This window comes from Halomicrobium zhouii, from assembly GCF_900114435.1.
Lineage (GTDB): Archaea > Halobacteriota > Halobacteria > Halobacteriales > Haloarculaceae > Halomicrobium > Halomicrobium zhouii.
Window position 1 is genome coordinate 1 of the sequence record NZ_FOZK01000001.1, and the last position, 18,919, is coordinate 18,919.

The 18,919-nt window shown below is 67.4% G+C and carries 18 protein-coding genes; 5 read left to right on the forward strand and 13 right to left on the reverse strand.

Annotation, left to right across the window (positions count from 1 at the left end):
• Window positions 1–53: 53 nt before the first annotated feature.
• The 3 genes from BM337_RS00005 to lrp form a co-directional block, all read right to left on the reverse strand.
• Entirely contained in the window at window positions 54–1,589 is a 1,536-nt protein-coding gene (locus BM337_RS00005; RefSeq protein WP_089812678.1) for an MATE family efflux transporter, read from the reverse strand.
• Window positions 1,586–2,239 (reverse strand): TetR/AcrR family transcriptional regulator, encoded by a 654-nt coding sequence (locus tag BM337_RS00010; protein ID WP_218155497.1) that lies wholly within the window; start codon window positions 2,237–2,239, stop codon window positions 1,586–1,588. The genes BM337_RS00005 and BM337_RS00010 overlap by 4 nt, the downstream gene beginning before the upstream one ends.
• Before the next feature lie 323 nt (window positions 2,240–2,562).
• On the reverse strand, window positions 2,563–3,024 hold the full coding sequence (lrp, locus tag BM337_RS00015) for an HTH-type transcriptional regulator Lrp (RefSeq protein WP_089812679.1): 462 nt from the start codon (window positions 3,022–3,024) through the stop codon (window positions 2,563–2,565).
• A gap of 126 nt (window positions 3,025–3,150) precedes the next feature.
• On the opposite strand from lrp, the gene glnA reads away from it, so the two are divergent.
• Window positions 3,151–4,500: a type I glutamate--ammonia ligase gene (gene glnA / locus BM337_RS00020; RefSeq protein ID WP_089812681.1), complete on the forward strand. Its 1,350-nt coding sequence runs from the start codon at window positions 3,151–3,153 to the stop codon at window positions 4,498–4,500.
• A 118-nt stretch (window positions 4,501–4,618) separates the two neighbouring features.
• Here the strand turns inward: glnA and BM337_RS00025 are convergent, their stop codons facing one another.
• Window positions 4,619–5,878, reverse strand: coding sequence for a YihY/virulence factor BrkB family protein (locus BM337_RS00025; RefSeq protein ID WP_245778568.1), 1,260 nt, complete (start codon window positions 5,876–5,878; stop codon window positions 4,619–4,621).
• A gap of 197 nt (window positions 5,879–6,075) precedes the next feature.
• Between BM337_RS00025 and BM337_RS00030 the strand changes: the two genes are divergently transcribed.
• Window positions 6,076–6,483 (forward strand): hypothetical protein, encoded by a 408-nt coding sequence (locus BM337_RS00030; RefSeq protein ID WP_089812683.1) that lies wholly within the window; start codon window positions 6,076–6,078, stop codon window positions 6,481–6,483.
• On the opposite strand, the gene BM337_RS00035 is transcribed toward BM337_RS00030, so the two are convergent.
• Window positions 6,480–7,598, reverse strand: coding sequence for a tRNA (guanine(26)-N(2))-dimethyltransferase (locus BM337_RS00035; protein ID WP_089812685.1), 1,119 nt, complete (start codon window positions 7,596–7,598; stop codon window positions 6,480–6,482). The genes BM337_RS00030 and BM337_RS00035 overlap by 4 nt on opposite strands.
• A 758-nt stretch (window positions 7,599–8,356) precedes the next feature.
• On the reverse strand, window positions 8,357–8,671 hold the full coding sequence (locus tag BM337_RS00040) for a DUF7968 family protein (protein ID WP_089812687.1): 315 nt from the start codon (window positions 8,669–8,671) through the stop codon (window positions 8,357–8,359).
• A gap of 156 nt (window positions 8,672–8,827) precedes the next feature.
• Here BM337_RS00040 and BM337_RS00045 point away from each other — a divergent pair, with 156 nt between their 5' ends.
• Both BM337_RS00045 and BM337_RS00050 read left to right on the forward strand, forming a co-directional pair.
• Window positions 8,828–9,175 (forward strand): hypothetical protein, encoded by a 348-nt coding sequence (locus BM337_RS00045; RefSeq protein ID WP_089812689.1) that lies wholly within the window; start codon window positions 8,828–8,830, stop codon window positions 9,173–9,175.
• A gap of 163 nt (window positions 9,176–9,338) precedes the next feature.
• Window positions 9,339–11,069 carry a histidine kinase N-terminal 7TM domain-containing protein gene (locus BM337_RS00050; RefSeq protein ID WP_089812691.1) on the forward strand — a complete coding sequence of 577 codons (1,731 nt, stop codon included), beginning with the start codon at window positions 9,339–9,341 and terminating at the stop codon, window positions 11,067–11,069.
• A 237-nt stretch (window positions 11,070–11,306) separates the two neighbouring features.
• On the opposite strand, the gene BM337_RS00055 is transcribed toward BM337_RS00050, so the two are convergent.
• From BM337_RS00055 to BM337_RS00080, 6 genes are all read right to left on the reverse strand, one after another.
• Window positions 11,307–12,527 (reverse strand): hypothetical protein, encoded by a 1,221-nt coding sequence (locus tag BM337_RS00055; protein ID WP_089812693.1) that lies wholly within the window; start codon window positions 12,525–12,527, stop codon window positions 11,307–11,309.
• Between the two features lie 158 nt (window positions 12,528–12,685).
• Entirely contained in the window at window positions 12,686–13,867 is a 1,182-nt protein-coding gene (locus tag BM337_RS00060) for a carboxylate--amine ligase (protein WP_089812695.1), read from the reverse strand.
• A 406-nt stretch (window positions 13,868–14,273) separates the two neighbouring features.
• Window positions 14,274–15,341: an outer membrane protein assembly factor BamB family protein gene (locus BM337_RS21835; protein WP_089812696.1), complete on the reverse strand. Its 1,068-nt coding sequence runs from the start codon at window positions 15,339–15,341 to the stop codon at window positions 14,274–14,276.
• A 102-nt stretch (window positions 15,342–15,443) separates the two neighbouring features.
• Window positions 15,444–16,091 carry an imidazole glycerol phosphate synthase subunit HisH gene (hisH, locus tag BM337_RS00070; RefSeq protein WP_089812698.1) on the reverse strand — a complete coding sequence of 216 codons (648 nt, stop codon included), beginning with the start codon at window positions 16,089–16,091 and terminating at the stop codon, window positions 15,444–15,446.
• A gap of 61 nt (window positions 16,092–16,152) precedes the next feature.
• Window positions 16,153–16,794: a dienelactone hydrolase family protein gene (locus tag BM337_RS00075; protein ID WP_089812700.1), complete on the reverse strand. Its 642-nt coding sequence runs from the start codon at window positions 16,792–16,794 to the stop codon at window positions 16,153–16,155.
• Between the two features lie 80 nt (window positions 16,795–16,874).
• Entirely contained in the window at window positions 16,875–17,462 is a 588-nt protein-coding gene (locus BM337_RS00080) for a uracil-DNA glycosylase (RefSeq protein ID WP_089812703.1), read from the reverse strand.
• A gap of 115 nt (window positions 17,463–17,577) precedes the next feature.
• Between BM337_RS00080 and BM337_RS00085 the strand changes: the two genes are divergently transcribed.
• Entirely contained in the window at window positions 17,578–18,363 is a 786-nt protein-coding gene (locus tag BM337_RS00085) for an HpcH/HpaI aldolase family protein (RefSeq protein ID WP_089812704.1), read from the forward strand.
• Between the two features lie 93 nt (window positions 18,364–18,456).
• Here the strand turns inward: BM337_RS00085 and BM337_RS00090 are convergent, their stop codons facing one another.
• Window positions 18,457–18,807 carry a hypothetical protein gene (locus BM337_RS00090; protein WP_177227091.1) on the reverse strand — a complete coding sequence of 117 codons (351 nt, stop codon included), beginning with the start codon at window positions 18,805–18,807 and terminating at the stop codon, window positions 18,457–18,459.
• Window positions 18,808–18,919 lie beyond the last annotated feature (112 nt).

The following is an 18,919-nucleotide window of genomic DNA, read 5'->3' on the forward strand; positions in this document are numbered from 1 at the left end:
GTCGGTGAGCTCAGTCGTCAGCGGCGGCGGCGGTCGTCGGATCGTCGGTGAGCTCAGTCGTCAGCGGCGGCGGCGGTCGTCGGATCGTCGGTGAGGTCGGCGTCGCGCCAGGTGCCTCGCAGGAACCAGACGTAGGCGATGGCGGCGGCGGCGACGTTCGAGACGGCGAAGCCGAGCCAGATGCCGCGGGAACCCAGCGAGTAGGCGAACGCGTCGGCGACCAGCGTGTTCGCGAAGGCGGTCGTCTCGAAGATGCCGACGCCCGGAATCGAGACGCTGACGACGGAGATGTCCACGACGCGGGAGGCGACCCAGGAGACCGGCAGGCGGAGGAAGCCGAGCATCAGGATGGCCAGCGACGCCGAGACGACGACCTTGCCCGAGCCGCGGAAGCCGCCGGAGTAGGCCCGCACGATGCCGATGAAACCGAACGTCGGGGCGACCCAACGGAGGAACTCGGCGCCGATTTGGACGACCTGCGGGTCGTCGCTGAACACGCTGACGACGGCGGGCGCCGTGAAGAACACGACGACACCCATCGCCGCGAGGACGAGGAACGAGGCCTTCGCGGCGAAGTGGTTGGCCGTCCCCGCCCGGTCGGGCTTGCCGGCGCCGATGTTCTGGCCAGTCATCGTCTCGACCCCTCGGTCGACGGCGATGGCGGGCATGAAGATGAGCGAGAAGATGCGCGTCCCGACGCCGAAGGCGGCGACGACGGGCGTCGAGAACGTGGCGACGACGCCGAGCATCAGGATGACCGAGACGGACCGGCCGGTACCCTCGACGGAGGCCGGAATGCCGATGCGGACCAGCTTCTTGAGGTACGACGGGTCCGGGACCATCTCAGCCGGTCGGATGCGAACGCCGCGGTAGCCCCGGAGCATGATCCACAGGCCGACGACCATCGCCAGGCCGCGCGAGAAGATAGTCGCGATGGCGGCGCCCTGGACGCCCAGTTCGGGGAACACCCACCACCCGAAGATGAGGAACGGGTCCAGGATGACGTTGAACACCACCGTCCCGAACATGACGAGCATCGGGGTGATGGTGTCGCCCGCGCCGCGCATGAGCGCGATGAAGACGAAGAAGCCGAACATGGCGAACAGACCGGCCGACATCACCTCCAGGTAGGCGGTGGCGCCCGGCAGGACGTCCGGCGCGGCCCCGAGCAGGGCGAGGAACTCCTCGACGAAGAAAAAGCCCGCCGTGCCCAGGCACAGCGAGACGAGGAACGCGAACGTCACCGTCTGTGAGGCGGCGTACTGGGCCTCGCGGGTCTCGTCGGCGCCGGTGTGCTGGGCGACGAGCACGCTCCCGGCGACGGAGATGCCCATCCCAAGCGAGATGAGGAAGAACACCATCGGAAAGCCGAAGCTGATGGCCGCCAGCGCCTCCGTGCTGTAGCGACCGAGCCAGAACGTGTCCGCGAGGTTGTAGGCCACCTGCAGGAGGTTCGTGATGATGATGGGCAGGGAGAGGTAGAACAGCGGCGCCGCGATGGTACCGCTGGTCAGGTCGAGCTGCTCCTGGCCCTTGAACAGGCCGCCCGCGGCGTTCCGGAGCCGCTGGACGAACTCGCGCGCGCTCACTGTGACACCTCCGGCGTCGGTTCCACCGTCGGCTGCACGAGCGCGTCGAGGTACGTCTCGAGAGCGGTCTGGAGCGCGTCGACGTCCTCGCCGGCGACGACGTGGCGCGCCTGGGCGCCGTCGACCAGGGCCAGGACGAAGCGGGCCACCTCGTCGGGGTCGGTCCCCTCGCGATAGACGCCCGCGTCGATTCCCGCGACCACGAGGTCGTGGACCGTCCCGTAGATGTGGTCGTCGAACGCCGCGATGCGCTCCCCGAAGGCGTCGTCGTACGGCGACTGTGCCTTGATCTCCAGCAGCGCCGTCCGGAACTCCCGGGCGGTGTCACCCTCGGCCGGCGGGTGGAGGACGTCGTCGACGAATTCGCGGAGGCGCGCGTCGGGGTCGGCGGCCGCGTCGGCGCTCCCGTCGGCCCGCTCGCCGGCCACGCCCCCCTCGCCGTCGACCCCACCGACCCGTTCGGTGAACCGCTCGAAGAGGTAGTCCAGGAACGCGAGCATGAGCCCCTGCTTGCTCTCGTAGTGGTAGTGCAGTGACGCCTTGCTGCAATCGGCCGCCTCGGCGATGTGTCGCATCGTGAGATCCGCATAGCCGTGCCTGCAGAGCGCGTCGTAGGTAGCCCGCATGATGTCGTCGGCGGGGTCACTCATTGTTCTCTCTGACTAACCGGTCAGTCAAGAATGTTTGGAAGGTGAGTTACCCAGTCGCACGGGCAAGCGACCATCTCGTCCGCAATAGCGCTGGTCCCTCGCTACGCTCGGCGCCGTCCTGCTCACGGGTCGCTATGCTCCCCGTTCGCTCTGTAGCTGGGCCCTCCCTCCGGTCGGCCCCAGCCTGCTCGCGTGTCGCTCACTCCGTTCGCTCCCGCTCGCGTATGAGACGGCCCCTCCCTCCGGTCGGCGCCGTCCTGCTCGCGTGTCGCTCCGCTCCCCGTTCGCACTTTAGCTGGGCCCTCGCTACGCTCGGCCCCAGCCTACTCCTCAGCCAGGTCCAGGTCGAACTGCTCGTGCTCCTTCGCCGCGTTGAGCACGACGCTGGTGTTGGACTCTTTGATCTCCGGGTCGACGAGCAGTTCCTTGATCTGTGCGTTCATGCCGTCGGTGTCGGCGAACTTGCCGATGGCGATGACGTCGTAGTTGCCCGTCACCTCGTACACCGAGACCATCTGTTTGTGCTCGCGCAGGGTCTCGGTGACTTCGGGGAGCGAGGACCCCTCCACCTTCAGCTGGAGGATGGCAGTGACGTCGTACCCCAGCGCGTCGTAGTCGACCTTGGGGGTGTAGCCGTCGATGATACCCTCGTCTTCCAGCGTCGAGAGGTGATTCGAGACGGTGGTGACCGAGACGTCGAGGTCCTCGGCGAGGCTCCGCAGACTGGCGCGCCCGTCGCCCAGGAGTTCATTCACTAGCTTCCGGTCGAGATTTTCGTACGTCATTACAGGTGGACACGGTACGGGGGGATTAGAATTTTACGAATATCCAGAAATGGAGGATGGGAACGGAATGTTTGCGCAAAGCAGCAGGGTTTTAGTAATAGCAGTGTTCCGTTCGGGTGTCCAAAGATGACAAGCGAACTCTCGAAAGAGGCACAGGGCGTGCTCGACGAAATCGAAGAAAAGAACGTCGACTTCCTGCGTCTGCAATTTACGGACATTCTGGGTACAGTCAAGAACGTCTCCGTCCCGGCCGACCAGGCCGAGAAGGCGTTCACCGAAGGCATCTACTTCGACGGTTCCTCCATCAACGGCTTCGTCCGCATCCAGGAGTCCGACATGCGCCTGGACCCCGACCCGTCGACGTTCGCGGTACTCCCGTGGCGCAACGACGACGAGAGCGCCGCAGGTCGGCTCATCTGTGACGTGATAGACACGTCCAGCGGCAAGCCCTTCGCCGGCGACCCGCGCGGCGTCCTCAAGCGCGCCATCCAGCGCGCCGAAGATATGGGCTACCAGGTCAACGCCGCCCCCGAGCCGGAGTTCTTCCTCTTCGAGGAGGACGAGGAGGGCCGCGCGACGACGAAGACCAACGACGTCGGTGGCTACTTCGACCTCGCCCCCAAGGACCTCGCACAGGACGTCCGTCGCGACATCATCTTCGGCCTCGAGGACATGGGCTTCGACATCGAGGCCTCCCACCACGAGGTCGCCGAGGGTCAACACGAGATCAACTTCACGTACGACGACGCGCTGTCGACGGCCGACAACGTCGCCACGTTCCGTGCGGTCGTCCGCGCCATCGCGGCCGAACACGACCTGCACGCTACGTTCATGCCCAAGCCCATCGCGCGGATCAACGGCTCCGGCATGCACACCCACTTCTCGCTGTTCCAGGACGGCGAGAACGCCTTCCACGACGACGACGACGAGTTCAACCTGAGCGAGGTGGCAAAGCAGTTCACCGCCGGCATCCTCGACCACGCCGAGGCGCTCTCGGCCGTCACCAACCCGACCGTCAACAGCTACAAGCGCCTGGTTCCCGGCTACGAGGCGCCCGTCTACGTCGCCTGGTCCGACCGCAACCGCTCGGCGCTCATCCGCAAGCCGGCCGCGCGGACGCCCGCGGCCTCACGTATCGAGGCGCGCTTCCCCGACCCGTCGTGTAACCCGTACCTCGCCTTCGCCGCGCTCATCCACGCCGGTCTCGACGGCATCGAGCGCGAACTGAACTGCGACGACCCGGTCCGCGAGAACATCTACGAGTTCGACGAACAGAAGCGCGAGGAGTACGGCATCACCACGCTGCCGTCGAACCTCGGCGAGGCCATCGACGCCCTCGAAACCGACGAAGTCGTCCAGGACGCGCTGGGCGAGCACGTCTTCGAGAACTTCGTCGAGGCCAAGACCCAGGAGTTCGAGGAGTACATCGTCGAAGTCTCCCAGTGGGAACTCGATCAGTACCTCGAGAGCTACTGAACTGCGACCGCTACTGAACCTTTGACGCTGCCACGAGGCCGCTCTCGGCCCGGCGGCCCGATACCTTCTCTCGGTCGCTCTTTCGTCGTCACGACGTGCTCCCGGAAGAGAACAGTTCCTATCGATCTCGGACGCGCCCGATGGCCCTGGCGGGGAGTTCGACCAGGTTGAACCCGGTGCCGACCAGCACCATCAGGACGTAGAGACCGAGCGTCGAGAGCCAGATGACGAGCATCGCGCCGATAGCCACGAGGCCGTTGAGATAGACGAAGCCACCGAGCGTCATCACCGTCCCGTAGAGGAGGACGACGTACGGGCCCCAGCCGCGGGCGTGGCCGCCGCGCATCTCGCTGCGGACGTACGCCCGGAGGTCGTCCTCGATGGCCTCGCGGTGGAGCGTGCGGTCGTCGACGTCCTCGCGGAACTCGCGGAGCTCTTCGCGGACTCGCTGGAGTTCCTCCTCGCTGGCCGGCTCGACAGGTTCGTCGGGGTCGCCCGGTGGGGGCGTCTCCCCGTCACCCTCGTCGTCCGTCATTGACAGGTCGGTACGACCGGCTACCTGTTGTAACTGCCGGTCCCGTACACGTTCGCCGGCGAGCGTCGCGTTGACGACCGCCCCCAGCAACAGGCAGAGACTGGCGGCGTAGAACCACGTCACGAGCATCAGGACCCCGCCTATCAGCCCGTAGAGCTCCGCACTGCCGGCGAACGCGGTGTACGCGGTGAACAGCGACCCGAGCAGCGTCCACCCGACCGCCGCGGTGAGCGTTCCGGGGAGCGCGTCGCGGACGGAGACGGCCGCGTCGGGGAAGACCACGAAGACGGGGAGAAAGGCCGCCGTGAGCGTCGCCACGAGGGCGACCGGTCCGAGCACGCCGGCGACCTCCACGCCGGAACGAGTGACCAGCGCGGTGACGGCGACGACCGCGACGACCGCGACGGCGATCCCCCCGAGCGCGACCAGCGCGTCCCGGATCTGGTTGACGAACGAGTCGCGGCGGCCGTGGCCGTAGACGAGCGAGAACGCCACGTCCAGCCCGCGGAACACCCGGAGGCCACTCCACAGCAACACGACGAGGCCCAGGAGTGTCGCGCCGCCCCGACCTCCGGAATCGACCAGCGCGTCCGCGACGACGGCCGCCGCGTCGTCGGTGAGGACGGCACCGAGTGCGGCGACGACTCGTTCGGCGAAGGGCGCCCCACCCAGCGTCGTGGCGACGACGAGCGCCAGCAGGCCGAGCGGGACGAGTGACACCAGCATGTAGTAGGCGATGCTCGCCGCGAGAAAGGAGAGCTGTTTCTCCCGGGCCGTAGCGAGGACGGTGCCCGCGGTGGCGAGCGCGTTCCGGCCCGTCGCGACGGCCGAGGTCCGTTGCACGCTCGCTGGTTGCGTTCGCTGCAACTTATATACCAGTTGTGTCCGGGTGCGGCGCCGGCCTGCGGGAGAACCGGTCAGCGACGGGACGCCGGACGGTAGCGGGAACTGCCGCCGTCACGAGGCCGGGGGAACCGGGCTCGGGAGGTCCGGATCGTGACAACAGAAACACTATGAGCGGCGACCGTCACTCTGATAGCATGTATCGCGCGCTCGACCGGCTGACGCTGGAGGCGACCGTCTACCTGCTCGTCGCGGGCCTCCTCCTCATCGGGGCGAGCCTGGCCGGCCTCCACGGGTCGCCCGTCGTCGTCGGCGTCCTGCTGGTCGCCGCCGTCGCACTGTTCGCCGCCCGCGAGTACGTCCCGCCGCTCGGAACGCTGTTCAGTCACGACCTCCAGCGGACCCTGCGGGACCTGTGGATAGCGCCCGCGCTGGCCGCGACGACCACCGCCGTCGGGCTGGGCGCGACGCCGGGCGAGTTGCAGTCCCTCGGCGGCGTCCTCGGCCTGGTCGCCATGCTCAACTACTTCCTGCGACCGGTGTACTACGGCGCCTACTCGCTGGTCGCCTCCGACCGCGAGCGGACCCGGCCCGAGAACAGCTAGGAGTCGCCGTCTTCGCCGACAATAGCGTCCCGGATCTGCTCGACGTCAGCCTCCGTCTTGAACGTCGTCCCGCCGTAGTGAGTCCGCGAGGCCTCGTGGCCCGCGTCCCGGAGTTTCGCCAGGAACTCGTCCATCGACTCGGCGCCCCGGCCCCAGCGCTTGCACAGCCGGTGCTGGTCGTAGTGGGTCGGCGTGACGAGTTCGTCGGCGAGCGTCGCCAGCAAGTCTTCGGCCTCGTCGGCGGTCCCCATGTCCGCGGTCAGGTGGTCGGCCACCTCGTCGGCGAAGGCGGGCTCGCAGGTGGGGCCGAGCCACAGCGGGCCCGCCGTCTGCAGGTGCTCGCCGCAACTGGGACAGGACGCCGGCGCGTCGGCGTGGAGCCCCGCGCTGTGGTCGCGCCAGAGGCAGTGCTGGCAGTGGTAGACGTGGCCCACCTGGTCGATCATCTCGTCGGCGACGGTGGCGCCCTGGTCCAGGTCGAGATACGTCCTGACGTAGTGTTTGGTCGCGTGACTGAGGATTGGGACGGCAGCCAGGTCGTACCGCGCGGCGGTGCGCACGAGCGCGCCCAGGAGGATGCGCATCCCCATCTCGGCGTGGTACTCGGTGTTGCGCGGAATCGCACTGTAGCTGCGGACGCCGCTCTCGAAGTGGGCGCCACACAGCGGCGCGGTGTCGGTGGCCGTGACGCAGACCAGGTTCCGGGTGCCCTGGAAGGCGGCGTCGACGAACGGGATGGGCGTCCCGAACGGGTCGATATCCACCACGTCCCAGGGATCGCGGTGCATCGCGACGTTGGCGTCCTGATGGCGGACCTCTGCGGCCAGGTCGTTGCGTTCGAGGTTCCGCTCGCACAGGTCGACGGCCTCGGGGTCGACGTCGCAGAGCGTCGCCTCCCAGCCGTCGGCCGCCGCCCGGACCCCGCGAACGCCGCTCGCCGCCGTCGCGTCGAGGTAGCGCTCTGCCCGCGGCTCGCGCTCGCGATAGGCCCGCAGGGCGGCGATCGTCAGGTCCCGGTTCAGCTCCTGGACCGGGTTGAAGAAGACGTTCTCGCCCTTCCCCGCGTCGGCCTGCTCGGGCACCTCGACCGTGACCTGCCCCTCCGTGACGCGCATTCTTGGTTTGACTCGGTGACCGGGTGCGTTAAGGGATGTGTTTCGTGTGAGCGGTGTGGGGACTCCGGGACGCCTTCTGAGATCCAGACCAGCGACGACCGACTGAAGACGGTTCCGCTTCGATTCAGTTCCGTTCACCGTTCCCGCAGCCGATAGAGCCGTTCCCTCGGTGTGTGTAGTGTACGGGTGGTTCTCGTTCGAGTTGGTGAAACGAACATCGACACCAAGACCCAGAAAGCCCTCGGCACGCTCCAGTCCCGCGGCCCCGCTGCGCTCCTCACTTCGTTCCGGTGCTTGCGGGACCGGGGTTCCCGGACCGCGCCTCGCCCTTTCAGTCCACCAGGACAGCATAGCACCGCTGCCCTGCCCTTCCCCGGGTCGCGCGCCCCTCGCGTCTACTCGGGGACGCGCTCCCGGCCGGGCGGGTGCGGAGCAGTCAGGAAGCGTGACCCGCCGCGGAGGCGGCGGGTTCGGAGAGGGGTGGGGAGTCAATCGCGGGCGCGTTTCATCGCGCGAGCAAGGCTGATCCTGGCGGACTGAAAGGGCGAGGTGCGCTCGCCGACGTCCGACGAAGTAAGCACCGCAACGAAGTGAGGAGCGCAGCGAGTCGCACGAGACGAGCGCGCCGAGGGCTTTCAAGTTGTTTGACGTCGTGCTAACAGCGACAACCCCGGTATCCACCAAACGCTACGTAGCCGATCTGTACTGACCGATGCGAGAACCCAATGAAAGTCCCCAAACCTCTCGAAACCGTCAGATCACCAGTCACAGCCCAGCCCGGCCGGTTCGTCGCCCTCGACGAACTCGACGGCGGTGTCCGGACCCATCCGCGTCCCGCCGTCGACCGATTCGACGGTGAGGGGAACGTTCTGCGCGTCGGTGCAGCAGCCGAGGTTGACCATCTCCTCGACGGTCTCCCCGGGCGCGATCTCGTCCCACGCTCGCGCGAGGTAGTTGCGGAACGACGCCCGTTCGAGGAACGCCTGTCCGTCCTCGCCCATGTCGGGCGGGTACGACACGACCACCGTCGTCGCGGGCGTCCCCGCAGTCGTCTCCTCCTGTCCGGTGCTCATATCCGCACCTACGGGCTCGGTCGAGTAAGCCGTTCGGGTGCTGTGTGCGGACCGCGCCGCCGCGTGGCCCCGACGCCGACGGAAACGCCGACCTTCGCCAGCGGAACGCCCGTGAACCACCGAACCTGTTTTGAGGGGCGTTACCCAAGCCTATCTATGAGCGCCGTGGACGAGTGGGAGGCGATGCTGGCCGACGCGGGGGAACTCACCCCGGAGGCAGTCGACCGCATCGTCGGCGTCCACGGCGACCGGGGCCAGAAGGCCATCGAGGCCGTCGGCGAGGGTCGGGTCAAGGAGTACCGCGACTTCGTCGTCGTCGTCGGCCACGAGGACGAGTACATCATCGAGGACGACGACTGCGCCTGTCCGGACGCTTCGTACAACCTCGACGTCGAGGACCCCGAGGAGCTGTGCTGGCACGCCATCGCCGCCCGCATCGCCGGCGCCATCGGCGCGGCAGAGGAACACGACATGTGGTACTCGGACGTGCGGGAGTTCCTCTGAGCGGGCCCTCGACCACTCGGCCGTCCGCGCACCGAACTGGGCCCGCTAGGGCGTCTGGAACGACTACGCGGACTCGCTGGGCGAGTAGCGGTCGATCACCGACCCGGGCATTCGATCCGGGTGACCGAAACCGGAAAGAGGCTGTACGCGCAGTGTACACGAAATGGTTCCCGGCACCTGGCTCGTCGTCGCCTCGGCGGTCGCAGGGGTCGGAACGGTCTTCCTGATCGGCTCGCTCTGGCAGTACCGCGACAAGCCCGGAGCCCGGTGGTTCCTGGTCAGTCTCGGTGGCCAGGCAGTCTGGAGCGGCACCTACGCCGCGGCGCTGCTCGTCTCCGACCCGGCGCTCCGGTTCGCCCTCGAAGTCGTCGTCTGGGCCGCCATGGCGACGATGAGCGTCACCTTCCTCGCCTTCGCGCTGGGGTACACCGGTCGCGGCCGGTTCGTCCGAACGAGAGCCGGTCGGGCTTTGCTGACGCTCCCCATCGTCGTGGCCGTCGCCGTCGCAACGAACCCCTGGCACGGGCTGGTCTGGACCGGGTTCGAGGTTCTCCCCGTCGCTGGCGTCGCGACGGCGAGTTACGCGCTCCAGCCGTGGGCGCTGGCCGTCGCCGCCGTCGGCGCGCTGTTCCCTCTCGTCGCCAGCGTGCTCCTGCTCGACACCGTCGTGAGTTACGGGCCGCTGTACCGCCGGGAAGCGGTCGCTGTCGGCCTGAGCACGCTCCCACCGACGGCGGCGCTGTACGCCTGGCTGTTCGGTCTCGGGCCGGTGCCGACGGTGAACTTCGCGACGGTGCTCTTCCTCCCGCACGTCCTCTTCGACGCCTACGCCTTCGTCGGGAGCGACATGTTCGAGTTCCACCCGGCGACCCGGCGGACGGGGGAGCGAGCGGCCCTCGACGACCTGGGGAATCCCGTCGTCATCGTCGACGAGCAGGGCCGCGTCGTCACGGTCAACGCCGCGGCGGCGACGCTGCTCGACGTGGACCGGCGGGCGGCGCTCACGAACCCCCTGGACGACTACCTCGACGGCGACAGTCTCGACCCGACCGTCGGCGACCAGCGCGTCACCATCGAGCGCGACGGCGCGCCCCACACGTTCAACGTCACCGCCAGACCGCTCCGTGACGGCGGTGACACCCACGTCGGCTACACCGTCGTCTTCCAGGACGTCACCGAGGAACTCCAGCGCGAACAGCGCCTCGAAGTGCTCAACCGCGTCCTCCGGCACAACCTCCGCAACGACATGACCGTCGTCCACGGGTTCACCACCACCGCCAACGACCTGGTCGACGACGAGGAGGTGTCGGGGATGCTCGACACGGTCGAGCGCAAGGCCGACGAACTGGTCGCGCTGGGCGAGAAGGCTCGCAGCGTCGAGCAGATCGTCGCCCGCGAACCACGGCAGACGCCCGTCGCCCTCGACGACCTGCTGGCCAGCGTCGTCGACGACCTCCGCGAGGCGTTCCCCGGGCGGTCGATAACCCTCGAGTGCTCGCCCGTGACTCTCGAAACCGACGAGGAGACGCTCCGGGTCGTGACAGAGGCGCTCCTCGAGAACGCACTCCAGCACGGGTCGCCCGACGACGGCGACGCGGTCCGGGTCGACGTCGACGCCGAAAAGGAGTCGGTGACCGTTCGCGTCGCGGACGAAGGCCCCGGCGTGCCCGACCAGGAGCTGGCCGTCATCGATTCGGGCCGGGAGACCGACCTCGAACACAGCACGGGACTGGGGCTCTGGCTGGCGAGCTGGGGCGCTCGTCAGCTCGGCGGCGACCTCGCGTTCGACGTGAGCGACGACGGCACCGTCGCCAGCCTCACCCTCCCGGCCGCGGACCCGACGAGTGAGGACGCCGTGGGACGGAGTCCGCCGTCCCCTCGCCGTGACGGGTAGAGTCGAAGCCAGGGGGTTGGATATCGGTGTCGCCTTTGAATGGAGGTGCGTAGTACCGCCTTTCGAGGGTGTTCGGCAGTGCACGCACCGGTTTCGGAGTTGCACGGGGCGAATCGGACCTTCACTTCAGGTGGAACGAGCGTCGCAGCGACGGGGCGTGACGGGCCGCCTGCTCGCGGTGCGCGGTCTGTTTCTCAGAAGGGGCAATCGTATCACCCATCCGACACCTCTCGGCCGTCAGGCGCGCCGATCGGCTTTCGAGCAGCGACCCCGCGAGAGGAAGACGGCCTCTGCGCTGGTGCGCTTGCCGCCGTAGTCGGTCACCTTCACGCAGATGGTGTCGCGCTCGGAGAGCCCGCGGGGAACGTCCTCGACGAACACCTTGAGCGCGTTGCGCGAGCCCATGATCGTCGGCGGGTCGGAGCTGTAGTCGGCCTCTTCCAGGACCAGCGGGACGACCTCGCCGATCTCGACCGCCTCGGCGGGGTCGCGCTGCTGTGCCTGCCGGTGGGCCCGCTCGGCGTCGGCGTCGTCGTACTTCCAGTCGGCCTTCGAGTCAGGGAGGGTGATAGAGGCAGCGCTCGACGTCGCCGTCGGTGCGGTTCCGCCGACGGCCGTCCAGAGCCACGTCGCGACGGACCCGCTGCCGGGCAGCGCGACGGTGCCGCTCGCGACCCGGTCGACGACCGGTAGCGGGCTGGTGCCCTCCGCATCCGCCGCGAGCGTGACCGCCACGGCGCTCAGCAATTGGCTGACGACGTACATGCCACAGAGGACCACCGGCGCGGCCAGCAGCGCCAGGACGTGCGCGTCGAACGTCGCTTCGCCGACGTCGACCAGCACCGGGACGCCCAGCGTCGCCAGCGCGTCCCGGAGCCAGGCCCACCCGGTGTCGCCGAGGGGGACGACGCCGTCCAGCGCGGCGGCGTTCAGGAACAGGAGGACGAACGAGAGCGGGAGCAGCGCGGCCGTCGCCACCCGGAACCGGGCGGTGCGAGTCAGCGGCCCGACGCGCACGTGCTGTGCGTAGAGGTGGACGACCCGGCGGACCAGGACGAACGTCGCGACGACGAGCGCCAGCACGGCCAGGGGGGTGGCGGCGGTTTCGACGACGACGGCGAAGACCGCTCCGAGCAGCAAGACCGGGGGTACGAGGACCACTACCGGTCGATCCGTGAGCCGCATGCGGATCGGTGCACGCAGGACCCGCGCGACGACCACGGCCGGCCCGGTGACGACGATCGCCAGCCAGACGACGGTCGCGAGCGTCTCTGGCCCGACGCCCCCGGGAACGGGAGCGACGGCGGCGAACACCGCCCCCAGCGCGAGCCAGACGGCGCTGGAGAGGAGGACGGCGAGGAAGTGGCCGACGACGAACACCACAGCATCGGCGACGTCGACGGCGAGGGCAGTGAACGAGCGAGTCACCCCCCACTCGGGGAGCCTGTCTGCAACCATCGCCTGTGGGTTTCGGAGATTCGGATAAAACCGTTTGGTGTCGTGACTGCGCGGTGTCGCGTCCGGACCGAGCGCGTCGGACGTCGACGTATCCGGTCCCGTGTGCGGACCGGTGCACGGTTCCTGCCGCTCCAGGACTCCGAAGAGTGCTCGACGAGTTACGTTATGCCGCGCACCTCGTTCGCGAGACAGGTGACGAACGGACGGGGATCGTCGAAAGTCAGGAGGTCGGACCGCCGGTCTCGGAGCACCGATTTGCCGATTTCCAACGCTTCGGAGGGCGCTGAAGGGCGAGTACAGAGGGGATGATCCTCGGTCAGGATGCTCGTGAGGTACGAGAGTTCGCCGAGGAGAAAGTGCGACGTGACACCTGCCTCGGCCGTCGGAATCGCCTGAACTGGTTCGTCTCGTGCCAGGTTCCAGTAGTAGTAGGGGAAATCGAAACCGGCGTGGATCTCCATCTGGACAGTCGCCCAGAACCGGGGGTTTATCTCGAGCAGTTTGTACTCACCGGTCTCTTCGTCCCGAATGATGTCGACGTCGGCAGGTCCGTGCCAGCCGAGGTGCGTGAGGAGGTCGCGCCCGACCGCTTCGAGTTCCGGGATGTCGACCGACTCGTGGTAGACGCTCGGGCCACAGTAGTAGTGCTCTCCCCGGATGACCCGCTTCTGGGTCTCGACCACTGGTTCGCCGTCCTCGTACAGGACGCCGAGCGAGTACTCGGTGCCTCTGAGATACTTCTGAACGTGCGGTTCGTGCTTGAACTCGGATTTCAGCGCTTCGACGTCGGGGCGCTCGTTCGGCCGGAGAAACGTCGCGCTCCCGCCGTCGACGATCTCGTCGTTCAGGCGTTCCGGGACGTACTCGTCCGCCAGCAGCGCGAACCTGGATTTCACGACGAGCTCCCTGCTCCAGTCGTCGACGTCGTCTATCGGCTGGGTCTCGGGGACGGAGACGCCGGCCTCTCGCGCAGCGGCGAACAGGCGATCCCGGTCGTGAGCCGTGCGAAGCGTCTCGAACGACGGCCAGGGAGTGGCGACGTGCTCGCCGAACGCGGCCCGGTACTTCGAGAGGACGTAGATGTCTTCCTCGCGCAGGGGAACGATCGTCTCGACGTCCGGACGCGCCGCCAGGGCTAACAGCGCATCCTTGTAGTCAGTGATGTCCTCGGCCGGGTCAGGTACTACCACTGACTCGTCACAGTAGCGGGACCGAAACGCCGGGTCGTCCTCGGTTTCCGAGACGGCTATCGTGCGTATCCCGCGCCGGCCGAGGGAGCGGTGGAACGCGACGGAACTGGTCGCGGTCGCCGACGGGACTACGACGGAACTTCTTTTCATACGTGTGTATTGCCTAACTATTTCAGTAATGACACCTTAGTAATGGTGGCGTTATCGGCGTGTAGCGGACGGCTGATTTTATCTCGGTGGTGTAATGCTGACAGTAACGTGAGTCGAACAACACCCTTTCCGGTAGTTTGTACGAGGTCCGTTCGAAACCCGAATTGTTTCGCTCCGGGCAGTAGCGGTCGAGATCGTTCCCGATCAGCCCGGTTGTCACCTGCGATGCGTGCTGGATACACCCACTGTATGCAGCACACGACTCCGATCAACTGCTGAGAGTGACAACAGCGCCGGTAGTTGATCCGGTGGTCACCGCTAGGAGCGGAGGCAAAGTAATCGCCAGACAATTCGAGGCCGCCGCCTGGATTCGCTTCGAACTGGTCCATCTCGGAGCGGCCAGGGATCACCGCTCGATGGCGTACACGTACCCGTCGTTGCTCCCGAAGTAGACGGTGTCGTCGGTGACGACGGGTTTCGACTGGACGGCGTTTCCGGTCTCGTATTTCCACAGTTGCTCGCCGGTCTCGGCGTCGAACGCGCGGAGGAACCCAGGCCGGTCGCCGATGTACAGGACGCCGTCGACGAGAGCCGGGTCACCGTTGAGCGGCCCCTCTGGCTTCTCACTCGTCCAGCGCACCTCGCCCGTCTCGGCGTCGACGGCGTAGAGGACGCCCAGATAGTTGCCGGTGTAGACGGTGTCGTTCCAGACGACGGGCGCACAGTTGATGTCGAGATCCGTCTCTAGTGACCAGTACAGGTCGCCGTTGTGCCGGTCCAGCGCGTAGAGGATGCCGTCCTTCGACCCAATAAAGACGCGATCACCACTAATGGCGGGCGATTTGAAAATGCTGTCTCCGGTTTCGTAGGTCCACAGTGACTCGCCATCGGCGGCATCGAGGGCGTAGATTGAATTGTCACTACTGCCGACGTAGACGACCCCGTCGTATACCGCCGGTCCCGCCCCAGCGTCGTGTGCCATCGAATGCGCCCATTGCTCATCCCCAGAGTCAAGATCGACTGCGTAGACGTTGTCGTCGTGACTGCCAAAGAATACAGATCCCTCAGCGACAGCCGGATCACTGAATATTTCGTCGCCGGTTTCGAAACGCCAGCGTTCGGTTCCATCGGCAGCGACTGCATAGAAGTTGGCGTCGCGGCTACCGACATATATGGTCTCACCGTCGACGGCAGGGTCTGACCAGATTTCGTCACCCGTCTCGAAATTCCAGATGAGTTCGCCCGTTGCCGGATCCAGTGACCGGAGACCGCCATCGTGGCTTCCGACGTAGAGACTGCCACCGTGCAGGGCCGGCGACGATGAAACTCGATTGCCCGCCCAGTAGCGCCACCGCAAGCGGTCTGGGTTCGGCGTCCACTGCTCGGTCTCGGTCGATGAGAGGCGCATACACCCGGCGCTGGCGACCACGGCGCCAGCGAGGGTCGAGAGGTAAGTGCGTCGACCAGATACCATCAGGGGCCGATTGGTCAAGAGAGGATCAGCAACTGAGTAATAGCTGTCGACGTGAAACGAACCCAGAAACCGGGCCTGAGCCTGGGCTGTCGGAAGAAATCCTCACCAGTCAGCGCAAATCTCGACGAAGTTGCGCAGGATCTGCAGACCAGTCTCACCGCTCTTCTCGGGGTGGAACTGCGTGCCGAAGACGTTGCCAGCCTCGTTGGCGACGATGGAGGGGAACTCCACCTCGTAGTCGGTCGTCGTCACGACCGCGTTCTCGTCCTCGGGTTCGGCGTAGTAAGAGTGGACGAAGTAGGCGTGCTCGCCGTCCACACCCTCCACGAGCGGGTGGTCGCGCCGGACGTCGAGTTCGTTCCAGCCCATGTGGGGAATCTTCTGGCCCTGGGCGAAGCGGACGTTGGTGCCGGGGATGAGGTCCAGGCCCTCGACGTCGCCCTGGCCCTCGCGCTCGGCCTCCTCGCTGGTGGTCAGGAGCATCTGCATCCCGAGGCAGATGCCGAACAGGGGCTTGCCGTCGGCGGCCTGCTCGGCGAGGACGTCGCGGAACGGCCCGGCGTTGTCCATCCCCTCGCTGAAGGCGCCGACGCCGGGGAGGACGACGCCGTCCGCCGCGTCGAGGTCGGCGGGGTCGGCCGACACCTCGACGGCGGCGTCGGCGCGTTCGAGCCCGCGCGTGACGCTACGGAGGTTCCCCAGTCCGTAGTCGACGACGACCACCTCGGCGGCGGTCTGTTTCGTTGCCATGGTCGTGGGTTGTCGGTGGCGGGCTAAGACGCTTCGGCTTGCAGCGAGATTGGCGGCCCGCTCACCGCAGGTGGTCGACGAACCACTCGCCAGCGACGGCGGCCACCTCCTCCAGTTCGCCGGGGCCCGCGAACAGGTGGCCGGCGCCCTCGACGACGTGAAGCGCCGCCTCGCACCGTAGCTGGGCGTGGGCCTCCCGGTTGAGCGCGAGCACGTCCGCGTCGTCCCCACCGACGACGAACAGCGTCGGCGCCTCGACCTCCCCGAGCACCGATTCGGCCATGTCGACGCGGCCGCCGCGAGAGACGAGGGCCCCGACACCGGGTTCGACCCGGACCGCCGCGCGGATCGCGGCCGCCGCGCCGGTGCTCGATCCGAAGTAGCCGACCGGGAGCCCCCCGACGTCGGCGCGGTCGCGGAGCCACGCCGTCGCGGCGACGAGCCGGTCAGTCAGGAGCGTGACGTCGAAGCGGTTCGCCCTGTCCCGGTCCTCCGCCTCGGTGAGCAGGTCGAACAGCAGCGTCCCCAGTCCCCGGTCGCGCAGCGACGCGGCGACGGCGTTGTTTCGCGGACTGTGGCGACTGCTCCCGCTGCCGTGGGCGAACGCGACGAGGCCCGACGCACCCGCAGGCACGACAAGTTCGCCCTCCAGCGCGACGCCGTCGGTCGGGATCGAGAACACGCCGTCGGTGAGGGTTGCCATGTGCAATCTTGTCACTGTAAGTGTAAGTTTCGCTCGGTGACCCGGTCGCGACCCCCACCGGTCGACGTGCCGGCGCCGACCTACCAGTCGCCGAGCCGCGACTGGCCGCTCTCGGCGTCGGTGTAGTCCGCCGCTTTTTCGATGGTGTCGACGAAGGTGTCCTCCTGGCTCCGGTCGTACAGCGTCGCCGCGGGGTGGACGCAGAGCAGGACCTGCCGGCGGGTGCCCTCGATTTCGACGTCGACGACGTCGCCCGCCTCGGCGGTCACGGCCACGTCGCGCTGGAGCAGGTGCTCGGCGGGGACCTTCCCGAGCGTGACGACGATCTCCGGGTCGACGCGGTCTATCTCGGTCTCGAGGTAGCCCCGGCAGTTGGCCAGTTCCTCCGTACTCGGGTCGCGGTTGTCCGGCGGCCGGCAGCGCACGCAGTTGGTGATCCGGACGTCGCCGCGGTCGAGGCGGGCGTTCCGCAGCGCGTCGTCGAGCACGTCGCCGCTGCGGCCGACGAACGGTTCGCCGCGCTCGTCCTCCCGCGCACCGGGCGCCTCGCCGACGAACAGCAAGTCGGCGTCCGCGGGCCCCGCGCCGTTCACGATGCGCGAGCGCGAGGCGACCAGCGCCTCGCAGCGGGTGCAGTCCTCGACGCAGACGCCCTCCATCTCGTCCATGGCTTCGCTGGGGCGGGCGCCGGCTTTAATGGTGAGGAAGGCTGGTCGCCGGGTCACCGGGTCGCGACCAGTGTGCCGCCCGTGCCCTTTTCCACGCCAGGCCCGACGTGTCTGTATGGTGAACGCTCACCGAACCAACGGCCTCCGCGAGACCGTCGAATCGGGCGACGTCGCGCTCGGCGTCCTCGACAGCGCGTACAGTCCGAACCTCGTCGAGCTGTACGGCGACCTCGGGATGGACTTCGTCTGGATCGACCTCGAACACGGCGGGCCGAGTCCCCGCGACGGCGACGCCCTGGAGAACCTGCTCCGGGCCGCCGAAGGAACCGGCACCGAACTGCTCGTCCGCGTCCCGGCGGCGAGTCCCAGCATGGTCCGGAAGTGCCTCGACGTGGGCGTGCGCAACCTCTTCATCTCCCAGGTCGAGGACGTCGAGGACGTCGAGCGAGCCATCAGCGCCGCCCACTTCGAGGTGGGCGACGAACCAGGCCGGCGCGGGATGGCGAACCCGCGCGCCAGCCGCTGGGGCCAGGCCGAGGACTACGCCGCCACGGAGGACGAGGCGGTGATGGTCGGCGTCACCATCGAGAACCAGGCGGCGATGGACGACCTCGACGCCATCCTCGACGTCCCCGAACTCGGATTCGTCTTCCTCGGCCCGCTCGACCTCTCGGTCGCGCTGGGCCACCCCGGCGAGGCCGACCACCCCGAGGTGGAGGAGGCCGTCGAGACCGCCCGGTCGAAGGCCGTCGACGCCGGCGTCCCGGTCGGCAACCTCGCGTTCGGGATGGACGACGCCAACGAGAAGGCCCAGAACGGCTACCAGATACTCAACGTCGGCTCGACGACGGGCGCGGTGAAGGCGGCGGCCCAGGGCTGGCTGGACGACGCGGACGTGTAGGCCATGGCCACAGCATCAGTGAGATCGTGGATTGGCGTGACGATCTGACAGGCAAACGGATGTCCACAAAACTTCCCGCGATACTCCGGAGGACTACACGAGCGGTTCGAGAGAGAAGAACTCGAACCACGCACGCAGGACAGATTCGACCACGGCAAAGAATGCGAGTGGCGCCACGAAGAAGAACCACCAGCCAACGTACAGCACGGTGAACTCCCCGCCGTCGAACAGGTCGGTGATACTGAGTGCCGTACACAGACCGGCGAAAACGACGGGTGAGACGAGCCGCAAGCGGAGCAGCAAGTAAATCGGGCCGCCGCTGAGCAGTATCATCCCAGCGGCCTGGCCTCCGAGTACTAACACGGTCATTCCAATCGAATCGGCCGGTGGGTTCGTCGGCAACGCCAGGTGAACGTACGCGAGCATACCGACAGCGTACATCACAGCCGCCGCCACCGTGATAGTTTGTCGTTTCCGCATATCTTGGCACCCGTATGTATACCTCGAATACACCGTGTTCTATTGACAGGATCGGTTCGGCTACCACCTATCGCCA